Origin of the sequence: Ancylobacter radicis, assembly GCF_018449475.1 — a bacterium.
GTDB classification, from domain to species: domain Bacteria; phylum Pseudomonadota; class Alphaproteobacteria; order Rhizobiales; family Xanthobacteraceae; genus Ancylobacter; species Ancylobacter radicis.
This window is the reverse complement of sequence record NZ_JAHCQH010000004.1, coordinates 286,667-300,790: the sequence shown is the minus strand read 5'-3', so window position 1 is coordinate 300,790 and position 14,124 is coordinate 286,667. Positions and strand designations below refer to the sequence as shown.

9 protein-coding genes are annotated in these 14,124 nt (G+C 66.9%); 2 read left to right on the top strand and 7 right to left on the bottom strand.

Going from position 1 to position 14,124, the window contains the following annotated elements:
• Positions 1-796: 796 nt before the first annotated feature.
• From KIP89_RS01610 to KIP89_RS01600, 3 genes are read right to left on the bottom strand one after another with little or no spacing between them, the layout of a single operon-like run.
• Entirely contained in the window at positions 797-3,880 is a 3,084-nt protein-coding gene (locus KIP89_RS01610) for an efflux RND transporter permease subunit (RefSeq protein ID WP_213753649.1), read from the bottom strand.
• A complete protein-coding gene (locus tag KIP89_RS01605) occupies positions 3,877-4,962 on the bottom strand; it encodes an efflux RND transporter periplasmic adaptor subunit (RefSeq protein WP_250152106.1) in 1,086 nt (361 codons plus the stop codon). The genes KIP89_RS01610 and KIP89_RS01605 overlap by 4 nt, the downstream gene beginning before the upstream one ends.
• Entirely contained in the window at positions 4,959-6,089 is a 1,131-nt protein-coding gene (locus tag KIP89_RS01600) for an efflux RND transporter periplasmic adaptor subunit (protein WP_213753648.1), read from the bottom strand. The genes KIP89_RS01605 and KIP89_RS01600 overlap by 4 nt, the downstream gene beginning before the upstream one ends.
• Before the next feature lie 46 nt (positions 6,090-6,135).
• Here KIP89_RS01600 and KIP89_RS01595 point away from each other — a divergent pair, with 46 nt between their 5' ends.
• On the top strand, positions 6,136-6,954 hold the full coding sequence (locus KIP89_RS01595; RefSeq protein WP_213753647.1) for a TetR/AcrR family transcriptional regulator: 819 nt from the start codon (positions 6,136-6,138) through the stop codon (positions 6,952-6,954).
• 82 nt (positions 6,955-7,036) lie between these two features.
• On the opposite strand, the gene KIP89_RS01590 is transcribed toward KIP89_RS01595, so the two are convergent.
• The 4 genes from KIP89_RS01590 to KIP89_RS01575 form a co-directional block, all read right to left on the bottom strand.
• A complete protein-coding gene (locus KIP89_RS01590; RefSeq protein WP_213753646.1) occupies positions 7,037-8,197 on the bottom strand; it encodes an ABC transporter permease in 1,161 nt (386 codons plus the stop codon).
• Complete coding sequence (locus KIP89_RS01585; protein ID WP_213753645.1) at positions 8,194-9,192, bottom strand: ABC transporter ATP-binding protein; 999 nt, start codon at positions 9,190-9,192, stop codon at positions 8,194-8,196. Before KIP89_RS01585 ends, KIP89_RS01590 begins: the two co-directional genes overlap by 4 nt.
• Entirely contained in the window at positions 9,189-10,220 is a 1,032-nt protein-coding gene (locus tag KIP89_RS01580; protein WP_213753644.1) for an HlyD family secretion protein, read from the bottom strand. Before KIP89_RS01580 ends, KIP89_RS01585 begins: the two co-directional genes overlap by 4 nt.
• A 163-nt stretch (positions 10,221-10,383) precedes the next feature.
• Positions 10,384-12,597 (bottom strand): esterase-like activity of phytase family protein, encoded by a 2,214-nt coding sequence (locus KIP89_RS01575; RefSeq protein ID WP_213753643.1) that lies wholly within the window; start codon positions 12,595-12,597, stop codon positions 10,384-10,386.
• 265 nt (positions 12,598-12,862) lie between these two features.
• On the opposite strand from KIP89_RS01575, the gene KIP89_RS01570 reads away from it, so the two are divergent.
• Positions 12,863-14,002: a TRAP transporter substrate-binding protein gene (locus tag KIP89_RS01570; RefSeq protein ID WP_213753642.1), complete on the top strand. Its 1,140-nt coding sequence runs from the start codon at positions 12,863-12,865 to the stop codon at positions 14,000-14,002.
• The last annotated feature ends 122 nt before the right edge of the window (positions 14,003-14,124 follow it).

The following is a 14,124-nucleotide window of genomic DNA, read 5'->3' as shown; positions in this document are numbered from 1 at the left end:
GAATGGCCCCTGGAGGAGACAGACTTGCTATCCTCCACTGAAGGCGGCGCCCACGCGCCGCAAGGCGCGTAGCATCCCGCCCGTGAACGGCGCTCCGCCGCACGGGAACATCCGACTTGGGCCGCGTATTACCCGGGTGCGTTACTCCCGCGCACTACGCCACCGCCCCCATCCCCCACGCCGGCCGCTCCGGACGCACCCCTCGGTGAGGACAGGTGCGGGCATGATGGCGCAGTTTGGGAACTGTGTCTAGGCAAATATTCCTAACTCCTCGCCGAATTGCAGCTCACCTGTCATCCCGGATGGCCAAAGGCCGAGCCGGGATCGCGTACCGCCGCGCTCATGCGGTCCCCTCCTATCCCGCCGTCATCCCCGGGCTTGACCCGGGGATCCACGACTTGGATTCGAGCGCATCGGGAGAAGACGTGGATGGCCGGGTCAAGCCCGGCCATGACGGCGGATGGGAATGGCGGCGTCGCACCCGAGGTTGGGTGCCCGTTCCTTGCCGCGCGTCCCGCCCTCACGCCGTCATCCCCGGGATTGACCCGGGGATCCACGACTTGGGTTCGGGCGCATCGGGGGGAAGGCGTGGATGGCCGGGTTGATCCCCGGATCAAGTCCGGGGACGGCCATGACGGCGTAAGGGGGTGGCGGCGCCGTGCCAGGAGGTGGATGGCCGGGTTGATCCCCGGATCAAGTCCGGGCACGGCCATGACGGCGTAAGGGCGAGGACGTGGCGGTGAAATGCGCCCGCCCCCGCACCGATCCGGGAGCGGGCGTCCCCGCACGGCCAGCGTCACGCGGGCGTTTTCGCGCCCTCGGGGAGCTTGTCGACCGGCGTGCCGGTCGGCTCCTTGATGCGGAACCAGGCGACATAGAGCGCGGGCAGGAACAGCAGCGTCAGCACCGTGCCGACGATGATGCCGCCCATCATGGCGTAGGCCATCGGGCCCCAGAACACCTCGCGCGAGATCGGGATCAGCGCCAGCGAGGCCGCCGCGGCGGTGAGCATGATCGGCCGCATGCGGTGCTCGGTGGCTTCGAGCACGGCCTGCCATCTGTCATGCCCGGTGTCGATCAGATGCTCGATCTGCACCACCAGAATGACCGAGTTGCGGATCAGGATGCCGATCAAAGCGAGCACGCCCAGGATTGCCACGAAGCCCAGCGGGGCGCCGGAGGGCAGCAGCGCGGCGACCACGCCGATCAGGCCGAGCGGCGCGACCGCCACCACCAGGAACAGGCGCTGGAAGCTCTGGAGCTGGAACATCAGCAGCGTGGCCATGGTGATCAGCATCAAGGGCGCGATGGCGACGATCGGGCCCTGCCCCTTGGCACTCTCCTCGACCGCGCCGCCGGTGACGACATGATAGGCGGCCGGCAGCCGGGCGGCGAAGGCGTCGATCTGCGGCTTGATCTGGTCGACCACGGTGGCCGGCTGGACCGAGGAGACGAGACCGGCCTTGACCGTGATGGTCGGGATGCGGTTGCGCCGCCAGAGGATCGGCTGCTCCATTTCATAGTGGAAAGTGGCAATCGCCGCGAGCGGGAAGGATTTCCCGTTCTGGGCCGGAATCTGAAGATTCTCCAGCGTTTCGGTCGAGGCCCGCTCGGTCGGGCGGGCCCGGCTGATGACGTCGACCAGATAGATGGAGTCGCGGATCTGCGTCGCCGTGGTTCCGCCGACGACGCCGTTCAGCACCGTCGCCACATCCTGCGAGGTGACGCCCAATTGGCGCGCCTTGTCCTGCAAGATGTCGATCTTCACGACGCGGGCCGGCTCGTTCCAGTCATAGGTCACGCGGTCGGTGTTGGGGTTGGCGCCGATGATGGCGGCAACTTCCTGGGCATAGGCCCGCACCTTGCCGATGTCCGGGCCGCTGATCCGGTACTGGATCGGGCGACCGACCGGCGGCCCGATGTCCAGCGGATGGACAAACACATCCGTGCCGACAAATTCGGTTTCGCCGATGGCCTTGAGCCGCTTGATCACCCGGTCCCGCTCCTCGAGCCCCTTGGCCATGATGACGAGCTGGCCGAAATTGGGGCTGGAGGGCTGCACATCGAAGGACAGCAGGAAACGCTGCGCGCCTTCGCCGACATAGGAGGACCAGAAGGCGATGTCGGGATCATCCTTCAGCATCGCCTCGAACCGGTCCATCTGCGCGCGGGTCTCGGTGATCGAGGCGTTCTGCGGCGCGGTCCAGTCGACAATGACCTCGGGCCGGTCGGAGGACGGAAAGAACTGCTGCTGCACGAATCCCATGCCGACGACCGAGCCGGCAAAAAGCGCCAGCGTGACCGCGATGGTCAGCCATTTGAAGCGCACGCAGAAATGCAGCACCGCGCGGAACAGCCGGGTGAAGCGTCCGGCCTCGTCATGGTGCTTCTTCATGGATTTCGGCAGCAGGGTGACGCCGAGCAGCGGTGTGAACACCACCGCGACAACCCATGACACGATCAGCGAGACCGCGATGACGACGAACAGGGTGAAGGTGAACTCGCCGGCGCTGCTGGAATTGAGGCCGACCGGAATGAAGCTGGCGACCGTGACCAGCGTGCCGGTGAGCATCGGGAAGGCGGTGGAGGTGTAGACATAGGTCGCCGCCTTATCCAGCGTGTCGCCGACCTCCAGCCGCGAGACCATCATCTCGACGGCGATCATGGCGTCGTCCACCAGCAGGCCGAGGGCGATGATGAGCGCGCCGAGCGAGATGCGCTGGAGCGAAATGCCGAGATATTCCATCACCACGAAGGTGATCGCCAGCACCAGCGGGATCGACAGCGCGACCACCAGACCGGCGCGCATGCCCAGGCTGATGAACGACACCACCAGAACGATCGCCACCGCCTCGCCGAGCGCCTTGGTGAAGCCGCCGACCGCCTCCTCGACGACATGGGGCTGGTCGGACACCAGATGCACGCCGACACCAACCGGAAGCTCGGCCTCGATGAGCCGCATTTCCTTCGACAGCGCCTCGCCGAACTCCAGCAGATTGGCCGCCGGCTTCATGCCGATGGCGAGGCCGATCGCGGGCTGCCCATTATAGCGGAACAGCGACGAGGGCGGATCTGCATAGCCGCGAGTGATGGTCGCCACGTCCGACAGGCGGAAGAAGCGGTCATTGATCCAGAGATTGACCTTGCTCAGATCCTTCTCCGAGGCGAACTGGCCGTTGGTACGGACCGAGACGCGCTCGCCATTGGCCTCGATGGTGCCGGAGGGCGAGACGGCGTTCTGCGCGCTGAGCGCGTCGATGATGGTCTGCTGGCTCAGGCCGAGCGCGGCCATCTGGCGGGTGGAGAATTCCAGATAGACGATCTCGTCCTGGGCCCCGACCAGATTGACCTTGCCGACATTGGGCACGGTGAGGATCTGCGCGCGCGCCGCTTCGGCATAATCGCGCAGCTGGCGCTGGGTCAGGCCATCGGAGGTGAAGGCGTAGATGTTGCCGTAGACGTCGCCGAAATCATCGTTGAAGAACGGCCCCTGCACGCCCTCGGGCAGTTCGCCCTTGATATCGGTGAGGATGTTGCGCACCCGCAGCCACGTATCATTGACCGCCCGCCCCTGCGTGGTGTCCCGCAGATTGAGGAAGATCGTGGTCCGGCCCGGCGCGGTCTGGCTCTTGGTGTAGTCGAGGGTGGTGATCTCCTCGAGCTTGCGCTCGATCCGCTCGGTGACCTGGGTGGCGGTGTCCTCGATCGACGCCCCCGGCCAGGTGGCGGTGATGAGCATCGTCTTGATGGTGAAGTTGGGATCTTCTTCACGACCGAGATTGAAATAGGCGAGCGCGCCGGCGATCGACGCCATGATCATGAAGTACCAGACCAGCGAGCGGTGGCGGAGCGCCCAGTCCGAGAGGTTGAAGCCGTTCATGGGACCATCTCCGGGTCGATCTTGATCTTCTGGCCCTCGGTGAGGCTGTTCACACCGGCGGTGACGACTCGCGTTCCGACATCGATCCCGCTCTTGATCCGCAGCGTGTCGCCCACCTCGCTGGCGACCTCCACGGGCGTGCGCGAGACCGTCTGCGCCTTCTCGTCGACCACCCAGACGAAGGCGCGGTCATCGGCCCGGAGCAGGGCCGAGCGCGGCAGTTCGATGGAGCCGCGCTCGTTCAGCTTGGCGGAGGCGATGACGGTCGTGCCGATGCGGAAGGTCGAGGGCGGGGCGTCGAGCGTGATGCGGATGCGCCGCGTGCGGGTGGCCGCGTCCGCCTGCGGCGCGATCTCGCGCACCCGTCCGCTGGTCGAGACGCTCGGATCGACCTGGAGCGTCGTGGTGAAAACGTCGCCCACCTTGAGCGCCTGCGCCATCTCGTCGGGAACGTCGACCATGGCCTCGCGGACATCGGCCTGCGCGACGGTGATGACGGTATCGCCGGCATTCACCGTCTGGCCGACTTCGGTGTTGACGGCGGTGACGATGCCGTCGGTCTCCGAGACGAGGCGGGTATAGGAAAGCTGCTCCTTCGCCTTGTCGAGGCTGGCGCGGCCGCGCACGACGGCGGCATTCGCGCTGGCGAGCGACTCCTCCGCCGTGTCGAGGTCCGCCTGCGAGGCGACCTTCTGGGCGACGAGAGCCTTTTTGCGGTCGCGCGTCGCGGTGGCGTAAACGAGCTGGGCGTCGGCCTTGGCAAGCTCGGCCTCCAGTTGCCGGACGGCGAGGCTGAGCGTCAGCGGGTCGAGCGAGGCGAGAAGCTGGCCGGCCTTCACGCTCTGCCCGACATCGACCTCGCGCGAGACCACGCGGCCCAGCACGCGAAAGCCGAGATCGCGGGAGAAGCGCGGCTGGACGGTGCCGGTGAAGCTGACCGTCTCGACGCCCTCGGGCGCGACCACCATGGACAAAACGGGCCGGACCGGCGGGGGCGTTGCCGCCTCATTCTCCGAGCAGCCGGCGAGCGCGACCAGGGAACCCAGGCCGATGAAGGCGATAAACGTGCGTCGAACCTTCATGACGGCTCTCCTGAGGCGATGGAAACAATCTGGCCCTCGCGCAGGAACTGGCCGCCGGCGGTGACCACCAGCTCACCCTCCTTCAGCCCGCCGCTCACAAGGATCTCCCCGGTCGTGTAGCGTTCGACCGTGATCGCGCGTTGCGACACGGCGTTGGTCTGGGGATCGATGACCCAGACGGTGGGCCCCGCCTCACCGGCGGAGAGCGACGTCCATGGCAGCACGATCAGGTTCTTGGCGGCCCAGTCCCCCTTGCCGATCACGGCCGAGCCGAGGCTCATGGCGGGCGGCGGATCAATCAGCGACATCTTCACCCGCACCGTCCCGGTCGCCGCGTCGAAGGTCGGCGCGACCTCGCGCACGACGGCGGTGGTGACCACCTTCGGGTTGGACAGGAGCCTGATCTCGACATGGTCGCTCGGCGGCGTATCGGTGAGCAGGGCCTCATAGACATCGAAGACCACGTCGCGCGCCCCGTCCTGCGCCAAAGTGAAGACCGTCTGTGCGGCGGAGACCACCTGGCCGGCCTCGGCATCGCGGGCGGTGATCACGCCATCGGCATCCGCCTTCAGGATCGTTAGGGAAAGCTGCTCCTCGGCCGTGCCGACATCCGCCCGCGCGGAGTCGACCGAGCTCTCGGCGGTGCGCAATTGCTCCTCGGCGGAGTCGAAGCTGCTGCGCGTGGTGAAGCCGCTCTCGATCAACTGCTTCTGCCGGTTGAAGCTGCTTTGCGCCTGCGCCAGCGTCGCCTCGGCCGACAGCAGCGTCGCCTTGGCGGCCTGCACATCGGCAACCTGCTCCGGTGTCTCGATCGTCGCCAGAATGTCGCCGGCCTTCACATGGTCGCCGACATCGACCCTGCGCTCGGCGATCCGGCCGGCGACGCGAAACGACAGCTTGCTCTCGACGCGGGCGGCAACCGTCCCGGCCATCGATACCGAGCGGGCGATCGGCTGGAACGACACCTTCTGCGCCTTGACCAGTTCGTTCGCCCGCGGCGGAGCCGACGCCTCCGGCCCGCAGGCCGTCAGCGCGCCAAGCGCGACGAGGCCGACGATGAGCACGCCGGCGCGGCGTTTTGATCGGCGAACAGGGTTTGCCGGGAGACCTGACAGACGTACCCGCATGAAGCCTTATCCATATCGCACTAAACTGTTCAGTGCGGATTGAGGCTTGACCCATATCAGGGAAAAGGTCAACATCAAACTGCACTGTTCAGTTCACACAAGGTTCGCCATGCCCAGGCTTCCCCCGAAAACGCAGGATCCCAAAGCGGAAGGCACGGCCGTTCGGACAGAGGTGGATGACGCACGCGCCGCACAGGCCGTCCCGGCTCAAGGCCCCGCCCCTCACGACCGCGCCAGCTCCAAGGTGAGGCAGTTGCTGGAGGCGGCGCATGTGCTCTTTCTTGAACAGCCCTACGACGCCGTCAGCATGGATGCGATTGCCAAGGCCGCCAAGGCTTCCAAGGCGACGCTCTATGTTTATTTTCCCAGCAAGGAGGCGCTGTTCGCCGCTCTTGTCAGCGACCAGTGCGGGCAGATGGCAGACGCCATCTGGAGCGCGACGTCACCATCGGACAATGTTGAAAAAGTGCTGCGGACGATCGCCCAGAACTTCATGGCGATGTTCGCGACCACCGACGCCCTCGCCTTTTACCGGACCATCATCGCCCAGGCCCCGCGATTTCCCGAACTCGGACGGACCTTCTACGAACTGGGCCCGAAGATCCTCCACGAGAAGATCGAGGGCCTGCTGCGCGCGGCCAGCGCCCGCGGCGAACTGAACGTCCCGGACCCGAAACTGGCGGCATCGCAGTTTCTGCAGCTTGTGGCGGTCGACATTCCCCTGACCGGCCTGCTGTGCCTCGAACCGCTCACCAGCCAGAGGAACAGGGCGACGACGGAAAGCGGCCTTGCCCTGTTCCTGAAAGGCTACAGCGCCGCGCAACCACCCGCGACGGCGCCTCAGGGTCAACCCCAGGATCAGTAGGCAGCCTCCGGCGCCTGCAATGCGCGCCCTGACCCCGTGCCGCTGCAAGCGATATTCAGCCCTCCCTGCGACGGCAAGGGCTTCAGTCCAGCGTCTGGCGGAAGCGGCTGACGGCGATCAGCATGGCCACCAGCATGATCGCCGTGAGCGCGGCCATGTCATAGACGAGGTCGTCGGCGGTGGCGCCCTTCAGCAGGATGCCGCGCACCATGCGCAGATAATGGGTGAGCGGCAGCGTCTCGGAGATCCACTGCGCCCATTGCGGCATGCCGGCGAAGGGGAACATGAAGCCGGACAACAGGATGTTCGGCAGGAAGTACATGAAGGTCATCTGCACCGCCTGAAGCTGGTTCTGCGCCAGCGTCGAGAAAGTGTAGCCGATCGACAGATTGGCGACGATGAACAGGCCGGTAAGCGCCGCGAGCAGCCCGAGCGAGCCGACCACCGGCACATCGAACAGGACGATGCCGGCCACCACGATCAGCGTCGCCTGCGCCGCCCCGACCATCACATAGGGGGCGATCTTGCCGAGCATCACCTCGACCGGGCGGATCGGCATGGCGAGCAGCGTCTCCATGGTCCCGCGCTCTATCTCGCGCGTCACCGACAGGGCGGTGAAGATCAGCATGGTCATGGTGAGGATGGTGCCGAGCAGGCCCGGCACGATGTTGAGCTGCGTCACCGCCGCCGGGTTGTAGCGGGCATGGGTGATGATCTCGAAGGCCGGCGGCTGGTCCTCCAGCCCGCTGCCGCGCGGCCCGCCTTCCACTATGAAACGCTCGCGCGTCATCGCCGTGTCGACAAGGGTGCGCAGCGCGGCAAGCGCGCTGCCCGAGGCGACCGGATCGGTCGCATCCGCCGCCACCAGCATGGACGGGTTCTCGCCGCGCCGCACCGCGCGCTCGAAGCCGGCGGGGATTTCCACGACGAACAGCACGTCACCCGAGCGCATCAGCCGCTCCGCTTCCGCCTCGGTGCGCGGATGATGGGTGACGGCGAAATACTTCGTGTTCTCCAGCGATGCGAGAATGGCCCGCGTCAGCGACGTGTTCTCATGGGCGAGAACGGCGGTCGGCAGGTGGCGCGGGGTGGTGTTGATCGCGTAGCCGAACAGCACGAGTTGCAGCAGCGGGATCATGATCATGGTGGCGAAGGACACGCGGTCGCGCAGGAGCTGAAGGAACTCCTTGCGCATCATCGCGCCGATGCGCCGGAGGGAGCCGAGCGGGCCGCCGCCGCTCATCGACGTCCGTCCTTCCCGGCACCGTCCTTCGCGAAATTATCCTTCGACCTTGTCATCAGGTCGATGAACACATCCTCCAGCGTCGGCGCATCGGCGCGCCAGTCGAGGCCGGGACGCTGGCGATAGGGAGCGATCGCCGCCTCCAGCGCCGCCGCGTCATGGCCGCCGACATGCACGCTGGTGCCGAACGGCGCGACCATCTCCACGCCCGGCAGCGCCGCCAGCTCGCGGGCCAGCGCCGCCGGATCGGCGCCGGTGACGCTCCAAGTGACGAGGCCGGAGCGGGCGATCACGTCCTCGACCGTGCCCTGCGCCAGCAATTCGCCATAGGCGATATACGCGATCTCGTGGCAGCGTTCGGCCTCGTCCATGTAATGGGTGGAGACCAGAACGGTCAGCCCTTCCGCCGCCAGCTCATGGATCTGCGCCCAGAACTCGCGCCGGGCCTTCGGGTCGACGCCGGCGGTGGGTTCATCCAGCAGCAGGAGCTGCGGCGATGGCAGGATGCAGGCGCCGAGCGCGAGGCGCTGCTTCCAGCCGCCCGAGAGCGAGCCGGCCAGCTGGCGGTCGCGCCCGGTGAGCCCCAGCCGCTCCACCGCCGCCCGCGCCGCGCCCACCGGGTCCGGCACGCCATAGATGCGGGCGACGAATTCGAGGTTCTCGCGCACCGACAGATCGGCATAGAGGCTGAATTTCTGCGTCATGTAGCCGACATGGCGGCGGATCGCGCGGGCCTGGGTGAGAATATCCAGCCCGAGGCAGGTGCCGCGCCCGGCATCGGGCGTCAGCAGCCCGCACAGCATGCGGATGGTCGTGGTCTTGCCCGAACCGTTCGGCCCGAGAAAGCCGTAGATCTGCCCGCGCCGCACGCGCATCGACAGGTCGCGCACCACCACACGCTCGCCGAAGCTCTTGGAGAGCCCTTCCACCTCGATGGCGTCATCGGGAACGGGGACGGGGACGGGGACGGGCGTGTCCTGCGCTGCGGCGCTCATGGCTGGAGATCGACCGTGATCGGCTGCCCCGGCCGCAGGGCACCCGGTGTCTGCGCGCGCGCCTCCAGCAGGAAGACGAGCTTGGATCGCTCGTCGAGGCTGTAGATCACCGGGGGCGTGTATTCGGCGCTGGCGGCGATGTAGCTGACGCGCGCCTCCACCGGCGCGGCGCAGCCGTCGCAGGTGACGCGGACGCGGGTACCCATCTGGAAGCGCGGCAGGTCGGGTTCCGGCACGAAGAAGCGCAGCTTGATGCGCTCGGGCGGCAGCAGCGACACGACAGGCCGCCCCGCCGGCACCAGCTCGCCCGGCCGGAAATAGACCGTCTCGACCGATCCGGCGACAGGAGAGGCGAGGCTGCGCCGCTCCAGCCGCGTGCGGGCGGCGGCAAGATTCGCCACGGCGGCGTCCACCGCCCGCTCGGCGGCGGCGATCTGCGTCTGGCGCGAGGCCATGCGCGCCACGGCGATCTGCTGGTCGGCCTCGTCGAGCGCGGCCTGGTTCTGGTCATAGGTGTGCTGGGCGGTATCGAGCGACGCCTTGGAGCCGACCTTCCTGTCGAACAGCTCCTTCTGGCGCTCCAGCTCGATGCGGGACAGATCGAGCGCCGCCGCTGCCCGGCGCTTGCCGGCTTCCAGCACCGCGATCTCTTCCGGGCGCTGGGCGGCGGTGCGCAGATTCTCCAGTTCCGCCTGCGTCTGGGCGAGGCTCGCCTGCGCCGCGTCGGCCTCGGCCTGCTGCAACAGCGGATCGACGGTGAAGAGGGGCGCGCCGACCGCCACCTGATCGCCCTCCTCGACCGCGAGGCGCAGGAGACGGCCCGCCTCGTCCGGCCCGACAAAGACCAGTTCGCCCTCCGCATAGCCCTGATAGCGCGCCGGACCGGGATCGGTGCAGGCGCCGAGAGTAAGGACAAGGGCAAGCAGCGCCACGCAACGGATGTCGTGCCCACGCCCCGCGCGCCCGCGACGCGGGTGATCGACGGCGGCAGGGGACGCGGTGTCGGCGGCAGTCAGCGCGTCGGGCATGGCCACTCGTTCACGTAACGACAGGGGCCTCATAGAAATCAGACCCACCGCGCCGTGACCAGTGTGGGAACCCCCCATGAAAAAGGCGGGCGCCCTGGAGCGCCCGCCTCATTCGTCACACCAGATCCCTGCGCCGCGGCTCAGCGGGCGCAGGGACGCAGGATCAGTTCAGCTTGCCGATGGCGAAGAACTGTGTCTCGCCCGAGGAGCCGTCGACGCCGTCATTGTCGGTGACGATGAAGGCGTTGCCGGCGGCGTCGATGGCGAAGCTCTCGACCTTGTCGAGCACATAGCCATGCGGGGCGGCGAGCAGCGGCAGAAGGTCCTTGACCTCGGTCTTGGTCAGCACCGGGGGCTGCGCCTCGCTGCCGAGGGCGACCGGGGTCACGCCCTTGAGCGAGACATAGGTCAGCTTCTTGGTCTTGGCATTCGGGCCGATCTGGTTGTCGCGCTCGATGACGATGAAGCCGTCCTTGTAGGCGGTCAGCTCGGACAGGCCCATCCAGCCCTTGGCCGGCTTGTCGAGCGGGTAGCGCACATAGGTCCAGCTCTTGTCGGCGGGCTTGTAGGCGAGCAGCTTCACGAAGCCCTTCGGATCGTCCTTCCACTCGCGCTGCACGGCGATCCACACGGTCTCGTCCGCGCCGGTGCCGGTGACGGCGACGCCCTCGAAGCCGAAGCGGGTTGCCTGGGACGCGAGCGCCTCCGGCAGGGCGATCTGCTCGGCGACGTTGCCGTCGGCATCAACCCGCACCAGCAGGTTCTGCGTCGGGTTTTCCTTCTTCTCCGGGTTGCCCTCGGAGGCGATCCAGAACCCGCCCTCGGGACGCACCGCAATGCCTTCGAGGTCAAGACCCTGGGCCGGCTTGCCATCCACCGTCAGCACCGTCGCCTTGGTGATCTTGGCCGGCAGGCTGGTGGCGTCGACGGTCAGGATGCGCGCCTGCGCATAGGCGCTGTCGGTCACGGCATAGAGCATGCCCGGCGTCTTCGGGTCGGCAGCGAAGCCGGAGAGCGCGGACCACCAGATCGGCAGGCCGTCCGGGCCGTTCTCGGACAGGATGGTCGGATAGGCGGAGGTGGCGCCCGGCTGACGCTGATAGACCGTCACCACCGAGCCGATGCTGCCATCCTCACGCAGATCGGTCTCGCTGGCGGTGACGAACAGGTCACGCGAGGGGATCGCCATCAGACCTTCCGGGCCGATGCCGCCCGGCAGGACCTGGAGGAATTCCGGCGCCTCGGCACCGCCCTTGTCGCGATAGACGAAGACCAGCGAACCGCGCTCGGAGGCGACGAAGATCAGCTTCTGGCCATCGAAGGTGGCGACTTCCGCGCCCTCCATCTCGATGCCCTTCTTGTTGCGCTTGTCGGGGTAATGGCCGAGGCGCACCGCCATGTGCTCCGGCGCGACGCCGGAATCGAACAGCAGCTTGCCGGTCTTGTCGAAGATGGAGAAGCCGCGCGTGCCGCCCTTCCAGTCGCCTTCATTGGCGATGACGAAGCGGTTGTCGTCGACCCACTGCACGGTGTCGGGCTCGCGCGGCACATCCTTCATGGAACCGCTGAGGTCGATCACCTTGTCCTTCTTGGTGTCGATCTTGTCGAGCGAGACGGTGCCGGCGGAGAAGTTGCTCGTCACCTTGCCGGTGTTGAGATCGACCACGACGATGTGGTTGTTCTCCTGCAGGGTGACGACCACCTCGTTCTTTGAATTGATGTCGAGATATTCCGGCTCCGGGTCTTCCGGGGCGATGGCGGCGAGGCCGGTGAGGTCGACCACCTTCTTGGAGGCGTCGACCACGCGGCCGTCCTTCACCTGGAAATAGGTGAGGTTGCCGGCCGGCAGCTGTGGGATGGCGCCGTCATTGATCTCCTCGTCGCGCTCATTCTCGATCGCGATGGCGAGGAAGCTCCCGTCCGGGCTCTTGGCCACGGCGTCGGGCTGGCCGCCGAGATCCACCTTGTCCTCGACCTTGCGCGAGGCGATGTCGACCACCGCGAGATGACCCGAGGGATTGGACTTCGATTCCGAGGTGTTGACGCCGACATAGGCCTTGCCGCCGATCACCACGGTGGTCGTCGGCTCGCCATCGAGCGCCACCACGCCGGCGGGCTTCGGCGCCGTCGGGTCGGTGATGTCGATGAAGCCGATGCGCTTGCCGGGGCTGTCGCTGTAGATCAGCGTCTTGCCATCCTCGGTATAGGTGATGATCTCGGCCGCCGTCTCCTTGGCCGGATCCGCGCCGGCCGGCAGATTGTCGACCACATTGAACGTGGCGATGCGGTTGAAGGCGGCGGGCGCCTGCGCGGAGGCGGCGGACGCCGCGAGGCCCAGCACGAGGGCCGAAACACCGGCCAGAAGAATCGAGCGCATGGAAGAATCCCCATCTGTCGCGGGGCGCGGCCCCGCTCTGGGCGCACTTCAAATAGGCGCGGATGACAGAGGCATGACGAAACCGGCCGCCACCCCACCGAAAACCGCCGGACATACGACTTTCGTTTGGTCAACTCTACGGAAATGCCGACATTTAAAGCTTGCACTTGCCCTTTCGGCATCGTCTCCTTGGAACATCGGGACAAGGCGCAAAAGCGCCGCCCGGCGGGCATGACCCGCGAGGAAACGCCATAGGAGGAACCCCATGACCGACACGTCAGGGAAGAATGCGGACGCGCGTCACGATGTCCGCACCAGCCGTCGCCGCTTCATTGCCACAGCCGCCGCCGTTGCCGGCGCCAGCGTGGTCGCCGCCCCCGCCGTCCATGCCCAGGCCCCGATCAAGCTGAAATTCCAGTCGACCTGGCCGAACAAGGACATCTTCCACGAATTCGCCGGCGACTATGTCAAGCGCGTCAATGCGATGACGGGCGGGCGCGTGGAACTGGAAATCCTGCCGGCCGGTTCGGTGGTTCCCGCCTTCCAGATGCTGGACGCGGTCTCGTCCGGCATCCTTGATGGCGGCCACGGCGTCGCCGCCTACTGGTACGGCAAGAGCAAGGCCTTCTCCCTGTTCGGCACCGCCCCGGCCTTTGGCTGGGACGCCGACGAACTGCTCGGCTGGGTCCGCTATGGCGGCGGGCAGGAACTCTATGACGACCTCGTACAGAACACGCTGAAGCTCAACGTGGTCGGCATGCTCTCCGGGCCGATGCCGAGCCAGCCGCTCGGCTGGTTCAAGAAGGAGATCACCGGCGCCGGCGACATGAAGGGCATGAAGTACCGCACCGTCGGCCTCGGCGCGGATCTCTTCAAGGAGTTCGGCGCGGCGGTGACGATCGTGCCGGGCGGCGAAATCGTGCCGGCCATCGACCGCGGCCTGCTCGACGGCGCCGAGTTCAACAACCCCTCCTCCGACCTCGTGCTCGGCTTCCCGGACGTCGCCAAGGTCTACATGCTCGGCAGCTACCATCAGGCGCTCGAATGCTTCGAGATCCTGTTCAACAAGACCAAGTTCGACAGCCTGCCCAAGGACGTGCAGGAGATCCTCAGGGGCGCGTCCGACGCCACCTCCTCGACCATGATGTGGAAGGCGCAGGATCGCTACTCCAAGGATCTCGAAGCCATCCGGGCGCGCGGCGTGAAGGTATTGCCGACCCCCAAGGCGGTGCTGGAAGCCCAGCTCAAGGCCTGGGACGTGGTGATCGCCAACCTCTCCGCCGATCCGGTGTTCAAGAAGGTGGTCGACAGCCAGAAGGCCTGGGCCAAGCGCGTCGTCGGCTTCCGGCTGGAATATGAGCCGGATTCGAAGTTCGCCTACGACCACTTCTTCAAGACGGCCTGATCCGCCGTCCGCATTGCGCCCCTCTCCGGCGACGGAGGGGGGCGTTTTTCATCCGCCGCATCACTCCCGGCATGGCTGCGCGTCGATGGACCGCGTGCGGCGGCGAACGTTGCCATGCCTCA

What these genes read in the sequence shown, in the direction of transcription:
- KIP89_RS01610 (WP_213753649.1), bottom strand. Translation starts at nt 3,880, where the DNA reads ATGAACGGCTTCAACCTCTCGGACTGGGCGCTCCGCCACCGCTCGCTG.
- KIP89_RS01605 (WP_250152106.1), bottom strand. Translation starts at nt 4,962, where the DNA reads ATGAAGGTTCGACGCACGTTTATCGCCTTCATCGGCCTGGGTTCCCTG.
- KIP89_RS01600 (WP_213753648.1), bottom strand. Translation starts at nt 6,089, where the DNA reads ATGCGGGTACGTCTGTCAGGTCTCCCGGCAAACCCTGTTCGCCGATCA.
- KIP89_RS01590 (WP_213753646.1), bottom strand. Translation starts at nt 8,197, where the DNA reads ATGAGCGGCGGCGGCCCGCTCGGCTCCCTCCGGCGCATCGGCGCGATG.
- KIP89_RS01585 (WP_213753645.1), bottom strand. Translation starts at nt 9,192, where the DNA reads ATGAGCGCCGCAGCGCAGGACACGCCCGTCCCCGTCCCCGTCCCCGTT.
- KIP89_RS01580 (WP_213753644.1), bottom strand. Translation starts at nt 10,220, where the DNA reads ATGCCCGACGCGCTGACTGCCGCCGACACCGCGTCCCCTGCCGCCGTC.
- KIP89_RS01575 (WP_213753643.1), bottom strand. Translation starts at nt 12,597, where the DNA reads ATGCGCTCGATTCTTCTGGCCGGTGTTTCGGCCCTCGTGCTGGGCCTC.
- KIP89_RS01570 (WP_213753642.1), top strand. Translation starts at nt 12,863, where the DNA reads ATGACCGACACGTCAGGGAAGAATGCGGACGCGCGTCACGATGTCCGC.